This window comes from Mesorhizobium sp. STM 4661 (genome assembly GCF_000359125.1).
In the GTDB taxonomy this organism is placed as follows: Bacteria; Pseudomonadota; Alphaproteobacteria; order Rhizobiales; family Rhizobiaceae; genus Mesorhizobium.
Map to the genome: position 1 here is coordinate 205,901 of NZ_CAAF010000038.1, position 18,937 is coordinate 224,837.

Genomic DNA, 18,937 nt, shown 5'->3' on the forward strand with positions numbered 1-18,937 from the left:
AGATACGTTGAATTGCCCGGCGCGATGGCTGCCGGTTGCGAGCGTATGGTTCATCCGTCCATCCTTGGGCAGAACGATCGCTTGCGCCAGCGCCGCTTCATCGGCGTCATGCTGGCCGCTCCGTTCTTTGCCGCGGGCGCTGCGGTCACGCTGGTCACCTCAGGCATGGGCGCGGCAGTCACCATGGCCGCGATCTTCGCGAGTTTCGGCCTTTGCTGGTTTGCGGCTTTGCTGGTGGCGGCGACGGGCAAGATGGCGCTTGCCGGACGGGCCGCCCTGGCGATGGGCGGTCTTGCCGTGGCCGGTGTCATTGCCGCGGCGGGAGGTCTGGCCTCGCCAGTCGCTCTGCTTGCCGTGGCGCTGCCGTTCGAGGCCTGGTGGATCGGCGCGTCGCGGCGCGCGGCACTATGGGGGGGCGTGGCCGCGCTCGCAGCCGTCCTTCTGCAATATTTTGCCGGTTCTGTCTTGCCGCTCAGTCCCACGGAAATTGCCGCGTGGCACTGGCTGCTGCCGCTGGCCTGGGCGTTCACGCTTGTTCCTCGCCTCGCAGCACCTGGCAATCCTGCCGGCGCGCGGCTTGGCCCGGCGATCGACGATCGGCTCGAGAATATCATGGACGCCGTTGTCCTGCGGGTCGGCAGGCATGGCGAGGTTCTGGATGCGTCGGCCAAGGCGCGCACCATCCTGAAGCTGCCGCCCGAGCTGTTGTTCGGCACCGGCCTGTTCGACCGGATCCATCTGTCAGATCGTGTGGCATACCTCAGCGCGCTGGCCGACATGCGCGATGGCGCGTTGGCGCGCCGGCTCGATCTTCGTGTCCGGCTGCCGCAAAACGGCAATGGCGCGACGGCGGACAATTACCGGCCGTTTTCCCTTGAGCTGGCGCGTTTGGAAAAACAGCAGGACGTCTTCACGCTCGTCCTGCGCGAGAATGGCGAAGTGGCCGGATTGCGCGAAGACCTTGCCGCCGCGAACGAGGCGGCGGCTTCCGCCGAAGTGGCGAAGGGGCGGTTCCTGGCGGTCGTCAGCCACGAGCTTCGCACGCCGCTCAATGCCATCATCGGTTTTTCCGACATGCTGCTGCACGAAATGTTCGGCGGCTTCAAGGACCCCCGCCAGAAGGAATATGTCGGCCTGGTCAGAGAGTCCGGCCAGCACTTGCTTGCCGTCGTCACCTCGATACTCGACGTATCGAGGATCGAATCGGGCGCCTATGCCACCGAGCCGGAACCGTTCCGTTTCGTGGAAGCGGTCGAAATGTGCCGGTCCATGATGCGCCTGCAGGCCGAGGCGAAGAACATCGACCTGCAAACGCAGATCGCCCCGGATGCGGGCGAGATAAATGCCGATCGTCGTGCCGTACAGCAGATCCTCATCAACCTCGTCTCCAACGCGATCAAGTTCACGCCCGACGGCGGCGATGTCGTCGTCGGCGCCAAGCGGATCGGCTCGCGGCTGCATTTCTGGGTCAGGGACACCGGCATTGGAATTGCGGAGGAAGATTTCGAAAATCTCGGCAAGCCGTTCATGCAGATCCAGAACGATTACACGCGCCGCTTCGAGGGAACCGGCCTCGGCCTGTCGCTGGTCAAGGGCCTGGTGGCGCTGCACGACGGCACCATGTCGATCGAGAGCATGCCGGGCGAGGGCACGACTGTCACGATCAGTCTGCCGGTGAAGGGACCAAGGGGACGTTCGACCGACAAGCCCGGCGTGCTGCCGATGCCCGCGGCCAGGACGAAGGGGGAAGGGGACAGGAATGGCTCGCTCCGCAAAACTGCCTAAGGCGGTCAGGCGCCGCGACAATGCCTTTCAGGGCGGCGCGGTCGCGGTGGGCAGCCTGATTTCACGCAATCCGGTTCTGGTCGGCGGCTCGACCGCATTCCTGGTGACGCTGTTCTATGTCTCTGCGAATGCCCTGTGGTACCAGCCCTTCCCGCATGCCGGCGCGTTTTTCGCCACCAGAAGCATCGAGGCCTTTCCTCGCGCGGACGCCGACGAGCCCGAAACCACCATCAACATCGTGCGGCCCGGCCCAGCCCCGGCGCCGGTCAAGAGCGACCCGGTCGTCGAACAGGTCCAGGGCATATTGAAGGACCTCGACTTCTACTCCGGTACGGTTGATGGCATCACCGGCCCCAACACGCGCAAGGCCATCCAGGCCTATCAGCAGAAGGTCGGGCTCAATGCTTCCGGCGAGATCGACAGCGTTCTGCTCGATCAGCTGGGCGCCACGCCAACCGCCTCGACTGTGCCGCATCCGGCGCCCCGCCCGGACCAGACGGCCGCCATCCCCATTCCGGCATCGGCGCCGGCAGGTGCGGCAGCGCCGGCGCCCGATGCCCGCATCGTCAAGATCCAGGCCGGGCTGAAGGCGTTCGGCAATGACGACATGCAGCTCGATGGCGTGGTCGGCGCCCGCACCAAGGCGGCGATCAAGGAATTCCAGTCGCTGTTCGGACTGCCGGAAACCGGCGAACCCGACGAGGTCGTCTACGTCAAGATGCGCCAGATTGGCCTGACCAACTGACCTTAAGGTGTGCCGATATTCAGGTGAGGCCGGTCTGCAAATGGCGGCCTCCTGCGCTTCCGGTGCTCACATACCCAAAAGTATGCTCCGCTCCGGTTCTCGGAGCCCACCATTTTCGACTCGGCCTGACCTGAATCTCAACACACCTTGGCGAGCATAGACCAATTTCAGTTTCCGGACCGATGCTGTAAGGAGCGCCGCATGTTGCCCGGAATCCTGCCATGCGCGTAACCACCGATCTGTGGGTGTCGGCCCTTCTGCGTCGGGTTTTCGGCGCCGGCGGCTTTGCTGCCGTGGTCAAGCGCGGCGCCACCGAGGCCGGCGCTGTCTTTGTGCTGGCGCGGAGCAGGCTGGGCGAGCTTGCCTTGTTCGGGCCGGCGCCGCAAACGAGCTACGATTCGGCCAAGCCCGATGAACGTTTTTTCAGCTTGGTCGGCGCCGGCGACGATGCCGCCGCGCTCGACGCAAGGCTGGAGAGGGAGAAGAAATTCGATCCCGATATCTGGGTGGTCGAGATCGAGGCCGGCGCCGTTCCGGTCGAGGAGCTTATTGCCGTCAAGACGCCTTGAGGCTGGCGACCGCGGAACCATTGTCGCTGCCTGAAGCCATGCGCATATCGGCGTTCGCGGCGGCGCGCACGATGCCGCGAACCGCCCTCGACAATGTCTCGGCTTTCCAGTTGCGGACCTTGTCCAGCGCCGCGTCGCGGTGCAGCAGGCGGTAACGGTCGAGGAAGATGCGGATCGCCTGCGGATGCGGAAACGCGGTGGGATAGACGGCGACCGCGATCAGGAACGCCTTGTCCTCGCCGAGGTCAAGCGCGCGCAAGGCGGCCAGCAGCGACGCATAGTTCTGGTTTGCGGTCAGCGACCGCGCCGTTGAGAAGTCGATGTCGAGCGCGTCGGCCAGCGCGGTCTGGAAGAATGCCGCGTTGCCGGTCAGCGCCGTCTCGCGCAGTTTGACATAGGTTTGCGCGCCGACGAACGGATTGACGGCCGCGCCGCCCTCCGCATCCGCGCGCATCATCGACCGCAGCCGGCGCCGTGCATTTTCGGCGCTGGCGCCGGGTAGCGGCTTTCTGTCAGGGACGGCAGGAGCGATTTCGGCGCTCTCGGGTGCATCAGCGACCGCGTCGGGCTGCCGCAAGCGTACCAGCGTCGGTTTTTCGAGAGCCCTGATCAGGTGGGCGATGGTCGGGTTCAGATCCTTGCGGCGCGCGATGGCGCGCGCATGCGGCAGCCCGTGACGCCCGATGAGCATGATGAGGTCGACGTCGCTGATGGCGCGCGAGCGGATGAGCAGCGGCGCGGCGATGTCTACAGGTTCCTCGCAAAGCCGCCTAACCAGCGCGGCAGGAGCATATTCGCATTCGGAAAGCGCCGCGGCAACGTAACGGCGCGACTCGACCGACACATTGTTGAAAAGCGGAAGCGTCAGATCTTCGAGTTGCGCGATCTCCCGGCGCGAAGGACGGGTAAGCGAGCAGAACGCCGACACAGCGGCACGGAACAGCCTTTCGGCTTTTCCCGATTCAGCCCGTATAGCGATTTGCCTGAAATCCGAAGATGACACGAAGGATACGCCCGACACTCGACACGATCTGGCCATGCTCAACCGGGACTGTGTCGGTTTCGCCTTTGCCAAGAACAAAGATCAAGTTAGCGACGATCCGTTAGCGTTGCGTTAACCTACTGCCATCCTTAATCAGAATTGGAGGCGTTGCGTTATGCTCCGGGGCAACCGAGAGGAATGCACGAACCATGGGCATGGTACTGTCTTTCGTGCCGCGAACGGCGGCAACCAATCGAGCAGATCGAAACACCGGAACACCGGCGGCGGTGATCATCTTTCCCGGTGTCCGCTATGAACAGCGGCCACTGACGGGCGAGACGAGGCCGGGCGCCGGTCCGGACAAGCCGGGCTCGTCGGGAACGCTGCCTGTTCCGCACCACTGAGTTTCGGGATCAGCTTTAGAAATCCTGCAGCTCACAGGAACCCTGATCGAGAAACCGCGACACGGTTGGCTTCCAGCTGTCGTCGGGCACAAAGGCGCGGATGACGAATATGCCTTCGTCGATAGGCGCTTCGACGAAGATCGCTCCTTGCAATTCCTCGGGAAGATCCTTGCGCACCTCGATCATCTGCGCGGGCGTCAGCACCACACTATCGAGCAGCCCCGCCGTCGTGCCGTGATCGTTGAAGGAATAGACATTGTAGCCGCTGCGGTCATAGACGGATATGGACCAGAACGGCACGTTCCCCGGCGCCTTGACCCGCACCATGCCGTCGGTCAGGTCGAACCGGCAGGCGGCCGCGTAAAACAGCGGGTCGACCGACTTCACCACCGGAGCGCCGCCGGCCTCGGCGTCCAGCCTGGTCATCTTGTAGAGGTCCGAGGCCATGGCCAGCCGCGACCAGGCATCGCGTTCGGAAAATTCCGGAACGAGCAGCAGCACGATGATATGCACGATGCCGGCGCCAAGCAGGCCGAGCAGGATCGCGTGCAGCAGCTTACGCATTGCAGCCGACCTTGAGGATCCGCGGCAGCGTGACATCAGAGAGACCCGTGCTGCTGGCGATCGGCGTGTCATAGAATGTCAGCACGAAATACATTCGGCCGGCGCCCTCGGTCAGCAGCCAATTGCCTGGCGCGGCGCGGCTGCCGACGGAAATGATCACCGAATTGTCGGGCTGGCGCAGGACCTGGTAGGATTGCAGCGCCGCAAGCCTTGGCCTGCCGGTCTGGACCACGCCCAGCGACTGATCGGCGGCGTAGAGGGTCCAGAACCGCGCCGTGGGAAATCCGCCTTCGATCGTGTAGGCGCATTGGCGCATGAGCTGTTCGCCGCTGGAATCGCGCTCGGCGATGAAGGAGAGTCCCTCAGCCCGCCCGAGCGCCAGCACGCCTTCGCGCGCCACGCGAGCCTTCGAATAAGGGTCCGCCGCCGGCGTGCCGATGTCGGGGAACGCCGTCCATTGGCCGATCCTGATCGCCCCGACGCCATCCTGCGTCTTCAGGGCATACCAGACGCTGCCGCCACCGCCGCCGATGGCCATGGCAAGCGAAAGCAGCGTGAGCAAGGCGTTCTTGAGCATGAAGAGCCGCGGGTGAGAAAGCAGAAGTGCTGCTCGGGATATCGCGGGGCAGGGGGCCATGGCAAGCGTGGCGCTGCGCAGGCTCGGCGCGGAGCCCGCGGCAGGTCAAAGCGCCGACAGGGTCTCCGGCGTCGCGGGAGGCTGGAGGACGGGCGCCGACTGGAACAGCCTGGTCATGTCCCGCAGCGCCTGCGTGGTCTGGCTGGACAGCACTGGCGGGCGCTCGGCGGCGGCATCGGCCGCTGCCTTCTCGGCGTTTTTCTTCTGCGCCTCCTCGGCCTTGGCCGCGACCTCTTCGTCGACGAAGGGCTTGTCGAGACCGGGGATCGGCTTGAGGTCGATATTCTGGTGCGCGTAGACCATCAGGCGTTGCCACACCATGGCCGGCAGCGTGCCGCCGGTCATGTTCCTGGTCGGGGTGAAATCGTCATTGCCGAGCCAGACGGCGGCCGTATAGTTGCCGGTGAAGCCGACATACCAGGCGTCGCGATTGGACTGGGTGGTGCCGGTCTTGCCGGCGGAAACGATGTCGGGAAGGGCCGCGCGCCGTGCCGTGCCCATCACCGGCACCGCCGCCAGCATGGTGTTCATGTATTTGAGCGCCTGTTCCGACAGCACACGGCGCGGCGGCGGCGCGTCCTTGGCGAAGTCGTAGACCACTTCGCCGGTACGGGTTACGAGCTGTGAGATGCCGTGCCGGGTGCCGGCAAAGCCGTTCTGCGCGAACACGCTGTAGCCTGTCGCCTGGTCCATCACTGTCATGCCCGATGTGCCGAGCACCATGGTTTTGTGCGATTCGAGCGGCGATTCGACGCCCATCGCCTCCGCCATCGCCTTGATCGGCTTGATGCCGAGATAGTCCTTGGCCAGCCGCACCGGCACGGTGTTGATCGATTTGGCGATCGCGGTGATCAGCGTGACGTTGCCGGCCGATCCGCCGTTGTAATTGCGAGGCGACCAGCCGCCCCAGGAGATCGGCCCGCCGGAAACGACGGAGTTCGGCGTGAAGCCGTGTTCCATGGCCGTCGCGTAGACATAGGGCTTGAACGAGGAGCCGGTCTGGCGCAGCGCCTTGGTGGCGCGGTTGAACTGGCTGGCGCCGTAGTCGCGGCCGCCGACGATCGCCCTGACCGCGCCATTGGTCTCGATGACGACCATGGCGCCTTCGGTGACGTTGTACTCCTTGCCGAACTGACGGAGGTGGAACTCCATCGATTCTTCCGCCGCCTTCTGGATGTTGGCGTCGAAAGTGGTGTGCGCGACCAGGGAATGCTGGCCGGACTTGGCCGCGATCTTCTTGACCTCGTCGAAGGCCCAGTCGAGGTAATAGTCCGGGCTCTTCTGCTCGCCGCGGTCGACGATTTCGGCCGGACGAAGCCTCGCCTGCAGCACCTGGCCTTCGGTCATGAAGCCGGCATCGACCAGGTTGGACAGCACCACATTGGCCCGCGCGCGGGCGGCCGGCAGGTTGATATGCGGCGCGTATTTGGTCGGCGCCTTGAACAGGCCGGCCAGCATCGCCGCCTCGGCGAGGTTCAGGTCCTTGACGCTCTTGCCGAAATAGAAATCGGCGGCCGCCTCGATGCCGAATGTGCCGCCGCCCATATAGGCGCGGTCGAGATAGAGCTGCAGGATTTCCTTTTTCGACAGATTGGCTTCGAGCCACAGCGACAGGAAGGCTTCCTTGATCTTGCGCTCCAGCGTCCGCTCATTGGTCAGGAACAGGTTTTTCGCGAGCTGCTGGGTGATGCTCGATCCGCCCTGGACGACGGAATTTGCCCGCACATTCTCGAAGATGGCCCTGGAAAGGCCGAGCACATCGATGCCGTGGTGATCGAAGAAACGCCTATCCTCGGTGGCCAGCACCGCCTTGATGACCTGGTCCGGCATCTCGTCAACCGGCACCGAATCGCGCTGGATGATGCCGCGCTGGCCGATCTCATTGCCGTAGCGGTCGAGGAAGGTGACGGCGAAGTCGCCCTGGGCGCGCCAGTCGCCGGCCGTTTCCTGGAAGGCCGGCAAGGCAAGCGCCAGCATGACGACGATGCCGCCGGCGCCGAGCGTGAAGCCTTCGCTCAAGAATTCGATGATGCCGCGGCGCCAGCCGGTGACGCGAAAACGCCGGAAAAAAATGGTGGCCGCTTCCCAGAACTGGCGCGCCTTGAAGCCGATCTCGTAGAGCGAGGAATCGAGCCACGCATCGACCGCGAGCAGCCTGGCGGCGATCGGCCCTCTTCTCCTGCGTGGTTCCAAAGGACTGGTCATTCCCGAAATCCCCCACCGCGACCTGAGAACCGCAAGCGGGCAATTTCAGGGCGGTGCGCCAGCCTTGACTATGCGTCCATTTTGGCGCCGCTCACAAGGGCGAGGGAGGCTCATGCGGGAGGTTTGTTGATCGAAAGGGGCGCGCTTGTTGCACGCACGCAAGCCTCCAATGTCACCGCGCCGCGATGAAGCGCATGAAATGCGCCACGTCGGCCTCTGTGGGCTCCCGGCCGGTAAAGCTGCGCAGATAGGCGGCGAGATGGCTGACCCGCGCCTCGACCGGTTCCTTCAAGTCCAACACGTAGTAGCCGATCTGCATGTAATAGAGCACCCGGGCGCGGATGAAAGCATCCTCTTCATCGTAGCCATGCCGGCGATACATGTCGCGGATGGCGCTTAGCCGATCGTCGTCGGCTTGGTCGATTGCCCGGCGCACATCGTCGGAACGCCGCGCCCATTCGCGGATGGCGAAGTCGAGCCTGGGATCGAACAGGCGCTCGTCGGCCCAGCATTCGAACACGTTCATGACGCCCATGATGATGCTTTTGGCTGGTCGTCTGGCGCGTTCGACGATCGCCTTGGTGTTGGTGTCGTGCCAATGGGCGAGCAACTGGTCGAGCAGATCCTGACGGCTCTGGAAATACCAGTAGAAGCTCGAGCGCGACACGCCGAGCTTCTGGCCGAGCGGCAGCACCCGCACGCTTTCGACGCCATCGGAAATCAGCGTCTGCAGCGCAAGATTGATCCAGTCCCAGCGCGTCACCTTGATGTTGCCGGGCGCCGGCTCGTCCTGTGGAGCGATCATGATCATGGACCCACAATTGGCATGACGGGTGACGACGCGCAAGCCGACTGGACAGCTATGTCTACACTCTAGACACATATGTACAGTGCATATATGGTGCCGGGGTCGAACAGCCCGGAGGAAGCCGTGAAGTCGCACTATCGTGCAGTCGTCATCGGGGGTGGCGTGGTCGGGGCATCGGTGCTCTACCATCTGGCGCGCTTCGGCTGGACAGACGTCGCGCTGATCGAGCGCGCCGAACTGACGGCAGGCTCCACCTGGCACGCGGCGGCCGGTTTCCACGCCCTCAACGCCGATCCCAATGTCGCGGCGCTGCAGGACTATACGATCAAGCTCTATCGCGAGATCGAGGCCGAATCCGGCCAGAATGCCGGCCTGCACATGACCGGCGGCGTCAACATGGCCAGCGACCCTGCCCGCTGGGAGTGGCTGAAATCGGCCTGGGCCGTGTTCCAGTCGGTCGGCATCGAAACCGCCCGGCTGGTCACCCCCGAGGAGATCAAGGCGATCTGCCCGATTGTCGATGTCAGCGATGTGCTGGGCGGCCTCTACGATTCCAACGAAGGCCATCTCGATCCTTACGGCACGACGCACGCCTATGCCGGGGCGGCGAAAAAGCGCGGCGCCGATGTCATCCTGCGCAACCGCGTACTCGACCTGAAGCCGCGCACCGACGGCGGCTGGGACGTCATCACCGAGCAAGGCACGATCGTTGCGGAGCATGTCGTCAATGCCGGTGGTCTCTGGGCGAAGCAGCTCGGCCGCATGGTCGGCGTCGATCTGCCGGTGACGCCGATGGAGCACCACTATTTCGTCACCGAGGACATCCCGGAGGTCGCGGCGCTCGACAAGGAGCTTGGCCTCGCCGTCGATCTCGACGGCTTTGCCTATCTCCGCCAGGAGCGCAAAGGCGTCCTGCTCGGCCTCTACGAGCAGAACCCGAAACACTGGAACATGGACGGCGCGCCGTGGGACTACGGCATCGAACTGATCCCGGAAGACATCGAGCGGATCAGCCCGGAACTTTCCAGGGCCTATGAGCGCTTTCCCTGCCTTGCTACCGCCGGCATCCGCAAATGGGTCAACGGCGCCTTCACCTTCACGCCGGACGGCAACCCGATCGTCGGGCCGGTACGCGGCGTCAGGAACTACTGGGTCGCCTGCGGCGTCATGGCCGGTTTCAGCCAGGGCGGCGGTGTCGGCAAATCGCTGGCCGAGTGGATGATCCATGGCGAACCGCAGGCAGACATCTTCGGCATGGACATTGCCCGCTATGGCGCCTTTGCCGCCAACCGCGAATATCTCCGGCAGACGACGCGCCAGTTCTATGCGCGCCGCTTCGTCATGACCTTTCCCAATGAGCGCCTGCCAGCCGGACGGCCATTGAAACGCCCCGGCGCCTATGATGGCATGACGGCGGCCGGATGCGAATGGACCGCGTCGTGGGGGTTGGAAATCCCAGCCTATTTCGCGCCCATGGGTTTTCGCGAGGAGACGACGCTAAAACGCTCCAACGCCTTCGACATCGTTGGCGACGAGGCGCTGCAGGTGCGGCGCGCCGCCGGCCTCGTCGATACATCGGCCTTTTCGCGCTATGCCGTCTCGGGCCCGGGTGCCGAGGCCTGGCTCGACCGCCTGCTGGCCTGCAGGCTGCCGAAACCGGGGCAGGCGAAGCTCGCGCCGATGCTCGGCCATGACGGCCGGCTGAAGGGCGATCTGACCGTCTTCAACTGGGGTGGCGGCCAATACTGGATCATGGGCTCCTACTATCTCAGGGAATTTCACATGCGCTGGTTCGAGGCGCATGCGGCGGAAGGCGCGACCGTTACCGACATCTCCGACGCAATGTCCGGCTTCCTCGTCACCGGACCGAAGGCGCGGGCGGTTCTTGCGCGCACCACGCATCAGGATGTCTCGGCCGAGGCCTTGCCCTTTATGGCTTGCGGCGAATTCGACATCGGCATGGTGCGCGCCCGGGTTGCGCGCCTCTCCATTGCCGGCGAACTCGGTTTCGAAATCAATTGCCCGGCCAGCATGCATGCCACCTTGCGCCAAACGCTGCTTGCCGCCGGCGAGGATCTCGGCCTTGCCGAAATCGGCTTCTACGCACTCAACGCGCTCAGGCTGGAAAAGAGCTTCGGCATCTGGTCGCGCGAATTCACCCAGGGCTACACGCCCGGCCAGACCGGCCTCGACCGCTTCATTGCCTTCGGCAAGGGCGGCTTCATCGGCCGCGAGGCTGCATTGAAGGAGCGCGAGGGCGCCACCACGCAGTGCCTGGTGACGCTTGAGGTGGATGCGCTCGATGCGGATGCCAGCGGCTTCGAGCCGGTCTGGCACAAAGGCCGGCGCATTGGCTTCGTCACGTCGGGCGGCTATGGCTATTCGGTCGGCAAGAGCCTTGCGCTGGCGCTGGTCGACCGCGATTTCGCCGGGGAGGGCACCGCCTTGTCTGTGCACATCGTCGGCGTCGAGCGGCCGGCACGGGTCATTGCGGCCTCTCCCTACGATCCGCTGGGCAAGGCGATGCGGCAATGAGGAGGTTCTGTCATGGTCGATGATGCCGCAAGGGATAGTAGGCGCGAGCGCCGGCGCGGCCGCACTGGCGAGGCCGGCAGCGAATCCAGCCGGCGGCCGGACTATCGTTCGCTGAAGAATCCCTTCCTGCCGCAGCCGGTCTTTTCAGCCGACCAGGTCGCCGCCATCCACGATACCGCGCTGCGGGTGCTGGAAGAACTCGGCATCAAGGTGCTGTTGCCGCAGGCGCGTGCAGCCTATGCCCGTGCCGGTGCGCTGGTCGACGAGGACAGCCAGATGGTACGCATCGGCCGCGATATCGTCGCGGCCGCACTTGCCTCGGCGCCGAAGTCGATCACGACACGCGCCGGCGACCGCTCGCGCGACATCGCGCTCGAGCTTGGTACGATGACGTTCCTGGCCGGCTGCGGCGCGCCCAACGTCACCGATCTCGAGCACGGCCGGCGGCCGGGAACGCTTGCCGCCTTCGAGGACTTCATCCGGCTGGTACAGCATTTCGACGTGCTGCACATGCTGGGGCCTTGCATCGAGCCGCAGGACGTCGACAACCGCTTCCGCCACTATGCCGTCAACCGCGCCCAGCTGACGCTGTCGGACAAGGTGCCGTTCGTCTTCGCGCGCGGCACGCCGCAGGTCGAGGACGGTTTTGCGATGATCAGGCTGGCGCGTGGGCTGTCGGAGGACGAATTCGCCAGCGGCGTCCATTGCTACACCGTCATCAACACCAACTCGCCGCGCCAGCTCGATATTCCGATGGCGCAAGGCATCATCGATTTCGCCAGGGCAGGGCAGGTATCGATCATCACGCCCTTCTGCCTGGCCGGCGCCATGGCGCCGATCACCGTCGCCGGCGCGCTGACATTGCAGCACGCCGAGGCGCTAGCCGGACTGGCGCTCGCCCAGATCGTGCGGCCGGGCGCGCCGGTCGTCTACGGCTCCTTCTCCTCCAATGTCGACATGAAGTCGGGGGCGCCGGCCTTCGGCACGCCGGAGCATGTCAAGGCGACGCTGGGCGCCGGCCAGCTTGCCCGCTTCACCGGCCTGCCCTGGCGGTCCGGCGGCGGCAGCGCCGCCAACATCTCGGACGCGCAGGCGGCGCACGAAACGCAGTTCGCGCTGTGGGGGTCGGTGCTTGCCGGCGCCACCGTCTGCATCCATGCAGCCGGCTGGCTCGAAGGCGGCCTGAGCGTCTCCTTCGAGAAGCTGATCACCGACATCGAGGCGTTGCAGACGGTCGCCGAACTCTGTGCTTCGACGCCTGGCGACGAAAGCGCGATCGGCTTCGACGCCATCGCCGAAGTGCAGCCTGGCGGGCATTTCTTCTCGGCCGAACACACCATGGCGCGCTACCGTACTGCCTTCTACGAACCGCTGGTCGCCGACTGGTCGAATTTCGGCAACTGGACGCAATCCGGTTCAAAGACAGCGACCGAGCGCGCCACCGGCATCTGGAAACGGCTGGTCGCCGACTTCCAGCCGCCGGCATCGGCTGCTGCCACATCAGGTATTCTCGATGAATTCATAGCGCGGCGCACCGAAGAGGGTGGGGCAGCGCCGGTTTCGTGATGTAACGCGGCAGCGCGTCACATGGGCCGCTTGTCGCCGGTCTTTTGCGGGCCGCGGCGTATCGTGCCGGCATCGGCCTGTCTGTGCTTGTCGGCGGCAAGCCTGCGAATGCGATCGAAGCGGCTTTCCTCGGCCGCTTTGGTCTTCGCCACGGCATTTGGCTTCGGGACGAATGCAATCATGGATCAATCTCCTTGCCGGCGGGTGCGCGCCGGGGAAGATGCCCCGGCGCTATCGTTCAGGCTCGTTAAGAGTGTTGCCGGGCCGCTGTTACCTGGATCGGCCGGCCCTGCGGCCGGCCGTTTCGGCCAATGGTCAGTAGCCCATGCCGCCGCCGGCCGCAGGCGCGGCATCCTTTGCCGGAATGTCGCTGATCATCGCTTCCGCGGTGATCAGCAGGGCCGCGATCGAACCGGCGTCCTGCAATGCGGTCCGCACCACCTTTGCCGGGTCGACGATGCCGGCCTTGATCATATCGACATAGGTCTCGTTCTGGGCGTCGAAGCCCTGGTTGTGATCCTTGCTGTCGGAGAGCTTGCCGACGACGATCGAACCTTCGACACCGGAATTCTCGGCGATCTGGCGGATCGGCGCTTCGAGCGCCCTCAGCACGATCGAAATGCCGGCAGTCACATCGGCATTGGCGCCCGTCAGCCCGGCCAGAGCCGACCTAGCGCGCAACAGCGCAACACCGCCGCCGGGAACAATGCCTTCTTCCACCGCGGCGCGCGTGGCGTTCAGCGCATCGTCGACACGGTCTTTCTTTTCCTTGACTTCCGATTCGGTGGCGCCGCCGACGCGAATGACCGCGACGCCGCCGGCGAGCTTCGCCAGGCGCTCCTGCAGCTTCTCCTTGTCGTAGTCGGAGGTGGTCTCCTCGATCTGCCCCTTGATCTGGGAGACACGCGCCTGGACGGCGGCTTTCTCGCCGGCGCCGTCGATGATCGTGGTCGTATCTTTTTCGATCAGCACGCGCTTGGCGCGGCCGAGCATGTCGAGAGTGATGTTTTCCAGCTTGATGCCGAGGTCTTCGGAAATCATCTGGCCGGCGGTGAGCACCGCAATGTCTTCCAGCATCGCCTTGCGGCGGTCACCGAAGCCCGGCGCCTTGACTGCCGCGACCTTGAGGCCGCCGCGCAGCTTGTTGACGACCAGCGTCGCCAGCGCTTCGCCTTCGACGTCCTCGGAGATGATCAGCAGCGGCTTGCCGCTTTGCACGACGGCTTCGAGGATCGGCAGCAGCGCCTGCAGATTGCCGAGCTTCTTTTCGTGGATGAGAACGTAGGGGTCCTCCAGTTCGGCGCGCATCTTCTCGGCATTGGTGACGAAATAGGGCGAGAGATAGCCGCGATCGAACTGCATGCCCTTGACGACGTCGAGTTCGGTTTCGGCGGTCTTGGCTTCCTCGACGGTGATGACGCCGTCATTGCCGACCTTGTCCATGGCCTTGGCGATCATGGCGCCGACGGTGTCATCGCCATTGGCGGCGATCGTGCCGACCTGCGCGATCTCGCTTGAAGATTTGACCTTCTTGGCTCGGGCCTGGATTTCCTTCACCACGGCGGCGACGGCCTGGTCGATGCCGCGCTTGAGGTCCATCGGGTTCATGCCGGCGGCAACGAGCTTGGCGCCTTCGCGCAGGATCGAAGCGGCCAGCACCGTGGCGGTGGTGGTGCCGTCGCCGGCGAGGTCGTTGGTCTTCGAAGCCACTTCGCGCACCATCTGGGCGCCCATGTTCTCGAACTTGTCGGCAAGCTCGATTTCCTTGGCCACGGTCACGCCGTCCTTGGTGATGCGCGGCGCGCCATAGGCCTTGTCGATGATGACATTGCGGCCCTTGGGGCCGAGCGTCACCTTGACGGCGTTGTTGAGGATTTCAACACCGCGCAACATGCGGTCACGCGCGTCGGTGGAGAATTTGATTTCCTTGGCAGACATGTTTTTTCATCCCGTTTGTGTGTAAGGCCCGTTCGCTGTGACGCCCGGAAGGGTTCTCAGGCGGCTTTGTTGGCAGCGATGGTCTTCTCGATGATGCCCATCTCGCTCTTGTCGATGATGCCCATGATGTCGGCCTCCTTCATGATCAGGAGGTCCTCGCCGTCGATCTTGACCTCGGTTCCCGACCATTTGCCGAACAGGATGAGGTCGCCGGCCTTGACGTCGAGCGCGATCAGCGCGCCGCTTTCGTCACGCGCGCCCGGACCGACGGCGATCACTTCGCCTTCCTGCGGCTTTTCCTTGGCATTGTCGGGGATGATGATGCCGCCCTTGGATTTGGTGTCGCTTTCGGCGCGCCGTATGACGACGCGATCGTGGAGTGGCCGGAATTTCATGGGAACTCTTTCTGGGGCCGGCTTAGGCGGCCGCCCCCTTCTATAGGCCCGTTGGCACTCGATTGATAGGAGTGCCAAAAAATATTCATCGGCTGTTGGAAAATATTGAATAGTATTATTTCGCAGTTTCATTTTCAGTCGCTCGATAAATCCAAAATAATCCGGAAATTGATTTTTTCGCTCCGAGTCCCTATTTTAGATGGGAAACTCACTTTCATGATCTCGGTCAAAAGGAGATTTTATCGATGGCGGAATTCAGTCAGAATATCATGGAGAAAGCTGAAGCACGCTTCATGGAGAAGCAGAAGAAAACCGCTGAGCGAAACCAGGCAACCGCCGAATATGTTTCCGAGGCGAAGGCCAGGACCATCAAGACGGCAAGGCTACGGGCGCTGCGGCTGGCCAAGGAAGAGGCCGACCGTGCCGCGGAGGCCCTGAACCCGACACCGAAGAAAAAGCGCGCAGTAAAGAAGGCGACGGAGGTAAAATCATGAGCCTGACATTCCCCAATCGCAGCCGCAGCTATGACGAGGCGGGCCAACGCATCCGCTTCGTCGGCCATGACGGCATGTTCCAGATTTCCTTCTCGGTCGCAGCCGACGCCATGTCGAAGATGCAGCCGGGAACGGCCGCCGACGAGGCTGGCTATCTCGCTGCCTTCGACACGGCGTCCAGCTCCATCCATGACGTAGCCAGGAATGCTTATGCGCGCACCCGCAAGAGCATATATGTGCTGACCGCGGCCGATTTTCGTTAAGTTCGAACCTCGTCGCGTTCAGGGCCAACGCGCCAGATCAATCCCGATCCAGGCGCGCGGATGTGCCGGCCGGGGCCGGCGACAGCATCAGGACTTGCGGTCCGCCTTTGCCCGCCGCTTGACATCCTGGCTATTCAGTCGATCGACCATTGCGTCCGCATCGCGCGTGTTCATACCGACCATGACTTGGTGCTTGAGCTCGACCGGCTGGCCGGTGAAGACATCGAAGACGGTCCAGCTATCAGACTCCTCCATGCGCAATGCATAACGTTTTCCCATTCTGTCGCCCTTTGACTGTCGCACCCGACCGACAGATGTCGATGGCGTCAGGCCTGCATGATGAAGAACACTGCTGCCAGAACAGTGACTGTCCAGACCACCACGGACAGTTTCAAGGCCATGCCCCCATGCAGGGACAACATCTCCCGCATGCGGGCCACCATGGTGTTCATGCTCTTCGACACCGTCGGTGTCGCTGCAATCACAACCGATGGCTTGATCCCAAGCTTTCCAAAAACAGGCAGCAGCGATGGTTCGCGCACGAAAACGACCTCGAATGTCCGGAGAGACCAGGCGCCTTCATAGCACGCTTCTTCAAACTCCCTTGCATGCCAAATAAAAACAGGCGACCGCTACAAAAGGCGCCCCGAGCGCACCAGGGATGGCGATATGGTGGTCGGATGATCTGGCGCGCGAACCTCAACGCAGTTAGCCTGGAAGCAGGAAGCGTCGATGGGCGCAAGGCCTGTCCAACCGCGACGGGCAAGAGGACGACAGATGACGGCGCCCGGCGATTTGCAGCAGGCCTTGTTCCAGAGATTAAAAAGCGATGCATCGCTGTCGGCGCTGCTGGGCGGCGCCGGCCTGCTTGAGCAAGCAACCGGCAACGTCGCCTTTCCCTACGTGACTTGCGGCCAGACCAGTGCTTTTGACTGGGACACTGGTGCCGACAATGACGCCGATCAGCTTGTGACCCTGCATGTCTGGTCGAAAGCCCATGGCGAAGCCGAAACACGTAACATCATGGATAGGATCGAGGCGCGCCTTGCGGACGCGGCGCTGGTCATCGGCCCCAATGGTCAAACACGGCTGTCACTGGAATTCGCCGAAGCCCGCTTTGACGAGGACCTGGCGGTCCATCATGGACTGCTGCGCTTTCGCGCCATCACGCAGGAAAACGCCTGAGGCACTTTCAATATCGGTGAAACGGAGTCTAGACTGGACTTAGCTGACTTCACCGGGTTGGGCGGTAAAGTCTTAAGTAAATTGTCTCGCGTTCAGGGGTGTGGCGGGCATGGTTTTTCGGGCGTTCACCGTTCATTTCACGTTCAGCACCGATGCGTTACAACGCCGACCATGAAAACGCTTCGCTCCCACCTCAAAACCGCGATACTGGCGCTGATAGCGGCCGGTCTGTTCGCGTCGCAGGCGACGGCGCTGCCCGTCGCCATGCCGGAGCAGGCTCCACCGATCATCCTGGCCGCGTCCGATTGCTACGCGATCGGCCAGCAGGTTGCCCAGCAGAATGGCGGCACGCTGGCCAAGGCCTCGCAGTCGACGCGCGGTGGCCAGCCCGTCTGCGTCATCGTCGTGCTGGTCCCCGGCAAGGACGGGCAGCGTCCGCGTCGCTCCGAAATCGTCGTTCCGCTGAACTGACCCAATCTTCCATCCTAAGGGCCTCCGTTCCCAGGCCGCTGGAATCGGCCTATATCTGACACCGGCAACAGGCCAACGCTTCAACAGGTATCGATCCCCGCATGCGCGTACTCGTCGTCGAAGATGACAAGGATCTCAACCGGCAGATATCGGACGCATTGGTTGATGCCGGCTATGTCGTCGACAAGGCTTTCGACGGCGAGGAGGGGCATTTCCTCGGCGACACCGAACCCTATGACGCTGTTGTCCTCGACATCGGCCTGCCGCAGATGGACGGCATCAGCGTGGTCGAGCGCTGGCGCCGCGGCGGCCGCAAGATGCCGGTGCTGATCCTGACGGCGCGCGACCGCTGGAGCGACAAGGTGTCCGGCATCGACGCCGGCGCCGACGACTATGTCACCAAGCCGTTCCACATCGAGGAGGTGCTGGCCAGGGTCCGGGCCTTGATCCGGCGCGCGGCCGGTCACGCCTCGTCGGAGCTGACATGCGGACCGCTGCGTCTCGACACCAAGGCGTCCAAGGCCGATGTCGACGGCGTGCCGCTGAAGCTGACGTCGCACGAGTTCCGCCTGCTTGCCTATCTGATGCATCATATGGGCGAGGTCGTGTCCCGCACCGAGCTGGTCGAGCATCTCTACGATCAGGATTTCGACCGCGATTCCAACACAATCGAGGTCTTTGTCGGGCGGCTTCGCAAGAAGATGGGCATCGACATGATCGAAACCGTTCGCGGCATGGGCTACCGCATGCGTGAGCCGGAGGCGTAAGGCGGAACCGCTGCCCACCAAGCAAACCATAAGGTCGCCGCTTTCGCTGCGGTTCTGGCCGCGGTCGCTGGCGTTTCGGGTGATCGCCTTTTCCACGGTCTGGGCGATCCTCACCCTGATCGTCATCTTCACCCTCATCACCACGCTCTACCGCCAGGCGAGCGAGCGTGGCTTCGACAGCCTGCTTTCGGCGCATCTGTTCAATCTGATCGGTTCCGTCGGCGTGTCCGAAGGCGGTTCGCTGACCGGCGCCCCCGATCTTGGCGACTTGCGATTCTCGGAGCCGAATTCAGGTTGGTACTGGTCGGTGGAGCCCGCGTCGGAAGGTGTGCGCGGTGATCTTCATTCTTCCTCGATGACGAAGCCGATCCCGTCGCCGAGCGTCGCCGAAGTTCCCTTCAATTCCAGCTTCCAGCGCAGCTATGCCACCGAAGGCATCGATGGCGAGGAGCTGGAAGTGTTCGAGAGCGAGTTCGTTCTCGACGCGAAAAATCGCGCCGCGCGCTTCCGTGTCATGGGCAACCAGACCGAGCTCGAACAGGAGATCGCCACCTTCCAGCGTCGCCTGCTGACCTATCTTTCCCTGTTCGGCGTCGGCATGATCGCCATCAACGCGATTGCCAT

21 protein-coding genes and 1 pseudogene are annotated in these 18,937 nt (G+C 63.6%); 12 read left to right on the top strand and 10 right to left on the bottom strand.

Annotation, left to right across the window (positions count from 1 at the left end):
* Positions 1–45 precede the first annotated feature (45 nt).
* The 3 genes from MESS4_RS12945 to MESS4_RS12955 all read left to right on the top strand — a co-directional run bounded on the left by MESS4_RS12945 (position 46) and on the right by MESS4_RS12955 (position 3,099).
* Positions 46–1,785, top strand: a complete 1,740-nt coding sequence (locus tag MESS4_RS12945; protein WP_006330974.1) for a PAS domain-containing sensor histidine kinase — start codon at positions 46–48, stop codon at positions 1,783–1,785.
* Positions 1,760–2,530, top strand: coding sequence for a peptidoglycan-binding protein (locus MESS4_RS12950; protein WP_006330977.1), 771 nt, complete (start codon positions 1,760–1,762; stop codon positions 2,528–2,530). The genes MESS4_RS12945 and MESS4_RS12950 overlap by 26 nt, the downstream gene beginning before the upstream one ends.
* Positions 2,531–2,751: 221 nt before the next feature.
* A complete protein-coding gene (locus MESS4_RS12955) occupies positions 2,752–3,099 on the top strand; it encodes a DUF1491 family protein (protein ID WP_006330979.1) in 348 nt (115 codons plus the stop codon).
* Here MESS4_RS12955 and MESS4_RS12960 read toward each other — a convergent pair.
* On the bottom strand, positions 3,086–4,102 hold the full coding sequence (locus MESS4_RS12960; RefSeq protein WP_036241142.1) for a hypothetical protein: 1,017 nt from the start codon (positions 4,100–4,102) through the stop codon (positions 3,086–3,088). The two genes, MESS4_RS12955 and MESS4_RS12960, sit on opposite strands and share 14 nt — an antisense overlap.
* 194 nt (positions 4,103–4,296) lie before the next feature.
* On the opposite strand from MESS4_RS12960, the gene MESS4_RS32135 reads away from it, so the two are divergent.
* A complete protein-coding gene (locus MESS4_RS32135; RefSeq protein ID WP_244441127.1) occupies positions 4,297–4,485 on the top strand; it encodes a hypothetical protein in 189 nt (62 codons plus the stop codon).
* Between the two features lie 15 nt (positions 4,486–4,500).
* Here the strand turns inward: MESS4_RS32135 and MESS4_RS12965 are convergent, their stop codons facing one another.
* From MESS4_RS12965 to MESS4_RS12980, 4 genes are all read right to left on the bottom strand, one after another.
* Positions 4,501–5,049, bottom strand: a complete 549-nt coding sequence (locus MESS4_RS12965) for a DUF1254 domain-containing protein (RefSeq protein WP_006330983.1) — start codon at positions 5,047–5,049, stop codon at positions 4,501–4,503.
* A complete protein-coding gene (locus tag MESS4_RS12970) occupies positions 5,042–5,626 on the bottom strand; it encodes a DUF1214 domain-containing protein (RefSeq protein WP_006330987.1) in 585 nt (194 codons plus the stop codon). Before MESS4_RS12970 ends, MESS4_RS12965 begins: the two co-directional genes overlap by 8 nt.
* Positions 5,627–5,731: 105 nt before the next feature.
* Positions 5,732–7,891: a penicillin-binding protein 1A gene (locus MESS4_RS12975; protein WP_006330990.1), complete on the bottom strand. Its 2,160-nt coding sequence runs from the start codon at positions 7,889–7,891 to the stop codon at positions 5,732–5,734.
* A 172-nt stretch (positions 7,892–8,063) separates the two neighbouring features.
* Positions 8,064–8,696 (bottom strand): TetR/AcrR family transcriptional regulator, encoded by a 633-nt coding sequence (locus MESS4_RS12980; RefSeq protein ID WP_244441128.1) that lies wholly within the window; start codon positions 8,694–8,696, stop codon positions 8,064–8,066.
* A gap of 126 nt (positions 8,697–8,822) precedes the next feature.
* On the opposite strand from MESS4_RS12980, the gene MESS4_RS12985 reads away from it, so the two are divergent.
* Together MESS4_RS12985 and MESS4_RS12990 are read left to right on the top strand one after the other, a co-directional pair.
* Positions 8,823–11,234: an FAD-dependent oxidoreductase gene (locus MESS4_RS12985; protein WP_006330992.1), complete on the top strand. Its 2,412-nt coding sequence runs from the start codon at positions 8,823–8,825 to the stop codon at positions 11,232–11,234.
* Positions 11,235–11,246: 12 nt separating this feature from the next.
* Positions 11,247–12,800, top strand: coding sequence for a trimethylamine methyltransferase family protein (locus tag MESS4_RS12990; RefSeq protein WP_006330993.1), 1,554 nt, complete (start codon positions 11,247–11,249; stop codon positions 12,798–12,800).
* A gap of 17 nt (positions 12,801–12,817) precedes the next feature.
* Here the strand turns inward: MESS4_RS12990 and MESS4_RS33940 are convergent, their stop codons facing one another.
* The 3 genes from MESS4_RS33940 to MESS4_RS13000 form a co-directional block, all read right to left on the bottom strand.
* Positions 12,818–12,982, bottom strand: coding sequence for a hypothetical protein (locus MESS4_RS33940; protein ID WP_198292752.1), 165 nt, complete (start codon positions 12,980–12,982; stop codon positions 12,818–12,820).
* A gap of 133 nt (positions 12,983–13,115) precedes the next feature.
* Positions 13,116–14,738, bottom strand: coding sequence for a chaperonin GroEL (gene groL / locus MESS4_RS12995; RefSeq protein ID WP_006330994.1), 1,623 nt, complete (start codon positions 14,736–14,738; stop codon positions 13,116–13,118).
* A gap of 56 nt (positions 14,739–14,794) precedes the next feature.
* Positions 14,795–15,133, bottom strand: coding sequence for a co-chaperone GroES (locus tag MESS4_RS13000; protein ID WP_006330995.1), 339 nt, complete (start codon positions 15,131–15,133; stop codon positions 14,795–14,797).
* Positions 15,134–15,378: 245 nt separating this feature from the next.
* Here MESS4_RS13000 and MESS4_RS13005 point away from each other — a divergent pair, with 245 nt between their 5' ends.
* On the top strand, positions 15,379–15,627 hold the full coding sequence (locus tag MESS4_RS13005; protein ID WP_006331002.1) for a hypothetical protein: 249 nt from the start codon (positions 15,379–15,381) through the stop codon (positions 15,625–15,627).
* The gene (locus tag MESS4_RS13010) at positions 15,624–15,890 is read left to right on the top strand and encodes a DUF1488 domain-containing protein (RefSeq protein ID WP_006331007.1); all 267 of its coding nucleotides are present in this window, start codon (positions 15,624–15,626) and stop codon (positions 15,888–15,890) included. Before MESS4_RS13005 ends, MESS4_RS13010 begins: the two co-directional genes overlap by 4 nt.
* An 87-nt stretch (positions 15,891–15,977) precedes the next feature.
* On the opposite strand, the gene MESS4_RS13015 is transcribed toward MESS4_RS13010, so the two are convergent.
* Both MESS4_RS13015 and MESS4_RS13020 read right to left on the bottom strand, forming a co-directional pair.
* Positions 15,978–16,169, bottom strand: coding sequence for a hypothetical protein (locus MESS4_RS13015; RefSeq protein ID WP_006331008.1), 192 nt, complete (start codon positions 16,167–16,169; stop codon positions 15,978–15,980).
* Positions 16,170–16,216: 47 nt separating this feature from the next.
* Positions 16,217–16,432, bottom strand: coding sequence for a hypothetical protein (locus tag MESS4_RS13020; protein WP_006331009.1), 216 nt, complete (start codon positions 16,430–16,432; stop codon positions 16,217–16,219).
* 235 nt (positions 16,433–16,667) lie between these two features.
* Between MESS4_RS13020 and MESS4_RS13025 the strand changes: the two genes are divergently transcribed.
* The 4 genes and pseudogenes from MESS4_RS13025 to MESS4_RS13040 all read left to right on the top strand — a co-directional run.
* A complete protein-coding gene (locus tag MESS4_RS13025; protein ID WP_006331010.1) occupies positions 16,668–17,075 on the top strand; it encodes a DUF3168 domain-containing protein in 408 nt (135 codons plus the stop codon).
* A 171-nt stretch (positions 17,076–17,246) separates the two neighbouring features.
* Positions 17,247–17,546: a hypothetical protein gene (locus tag MESS4_RS13030; protein ID WP_006331016.1), complete on the top strand. Its 300-nt coding sequence runs from the start codon at positions 17,247–17,249 to the stop codon at positions 17,544–17,546.
* 101 nt (positions 17,547–17,647) lie between these two features.
* The gene (locus MESS4_RS13035; RefSeq protein ID WP_006331024.1) at positions 17,648–18,313 is read left to right on the top strand and encodes a response regulator transcription factor; all 666 of its coding nucleotides are present in this window, start codon (positions 17,648–17,650) and stop codon (positions 18,311–18,313) included.
* Positions 18,297–18,937, top strand: a pseudogene (locus MESS4_RS13040) (histidine kinase); the annotation flags it as partial. The gene MESS4_RS13035 and the pseudogene MESS4_RS13040, both read left to right, overlap by 17 nt.

What these genes read in the sequence shown, in the direction of transcription:
- MESS4_RS12945 (WP_006330974.1), top strand. Translation starts at nt 46, where the DNA reads ATGGTTCATCCGTCCATCCTTGGGCAGAACGATCGCTTGCGCCAGCGC.
- MESS4_RS12950 (WP_006330977.1), top strand. Translation starts at nt 1,760, where the DNA reads ATGGCTCGCTCCGCAAAACTGCCTAAGGCGGTCAGGCGCCGCGACAAT.
- MESS4_RS12955 (WP_006330979.1), top strand. Translation starts at nt 2,752, where the DNA reads ATGCGCGTAACCACCGATCTGTGGGTGTCGGCCCTTCTGCGTCGGGTT.
- MESS4_RS32135 (WP_244441127.1), top strand. Translation starts at nt 4,297, where the DNA reads ATGGTACTGTCTTTCGTGCCGCGAACGGCGGCAACCAATCGAGCAGAT.
- MESS4_RS12965 (WP_006330983.1), bottom strand. Translation starts at nt 5,049, where the DNA reads ATGCGTAAGCTGCTGCACGCGATCCTGCTCGGCCTGCTTGGCGCCGGC.
- MESS4_RS12970 (WP_006330987.1), bottom strand. Translation starts at nt 5,626, where the DNA reads ATGCTCAAGAACGCCTTGCTCACGCTGCTTTCGCTTGCCATGGCCATC.
- MESS4_RS12975 (WP_006330990.1), bottom strand. Translation starts at nt 7,891, where the DNA reads ATGACCAGTCCTTTGGAACCACGCAGGAGAAGAGGGCCGATCGCCGCC.
- MESS4_RS12980 (WP_244441128.1), bottom strand. Translation starts at nt 8,696, where the DNA reads ATGATCGCTCCACAGGACGAGCCGGCGCCCGGCAACATCAAGGTGACG.
- MESS4_RS12990 (WP_006330993.1), top strand. Translation starts at nt 11,247, where the DNA reads ATGGTCGATGATGCCGCAAGGGATAGTAGGCGCGAGCGCCGGCGCGGC.
- MESS4_RS33940 (WP_198292752.1), bottom strand. Translation starts at nt 12,982, where the DNA reads ATGATTGCATTCGTCCCGAAGCCAAATGCCGTGGCGAAGACCAAAGCG.
- groL (WP_006330994.1), bottom strand. Translation starts at nt 14,738, where the DNA reads ATGTCTGCCAAGGAAATCAAATTCTCCACCGACGCGCGTGACCGCATG.
- MESS4_RS13000 (WP_006330995.1), bottom strand. Translation starts at nt 15,133, where the DNA reads ATGAAATTCCGGCCACTCCACGATCGCGTCGTCATACGGCGCGCCGAA.
- MESS4_RS13005 (WP_006331002.1), top strand. Translation starts at nt 15,379, where the DNA reads ATGGCGGAATTCAGTCAGAATATCATGGAGAAAGCTGAAGCACGCTTC.
- MESS4_RS13010 (WP_006331007.1), top strand. Translation starts at nt 15,624, where the DNA reads ATGAGCCTGACATTCCCCAATCGCAGCCGCAGCTATGACGAGGCGGGC.
- MESS4_RS13015 (WP_006331008.1), bottom strand. Translation starts at nt 16,169, where the DNA reads ATGGGAAAACGTTATGCATTGCGCATGGAGGAGTCTGATAGCTGGACC.
- MESS4_RS13025 (WP_006331010.1), top strand. Translation starts at nt 16,668, where the DNA reads ATGACGGCGCCCGGCGATTTGCAGCAGGCCTTGTTCCAGAGATTAAAA.
- MESS4_RS13030 (WP_006331016.1), top strand. Translation starts at nt 17,247, where the DNA reads ATGAAAACGCTTCGCTCCCACCTCAAAACCGCGATACTGGCGCTGATA.
- MESS4_RS13035 (WP_006331024.1), top strand. Translation starts at nt 17,648, where the DNA reads ATGCGCGTACTCGTCGTCGAAGATGACAAGGATCTCAACCGGCAGATA.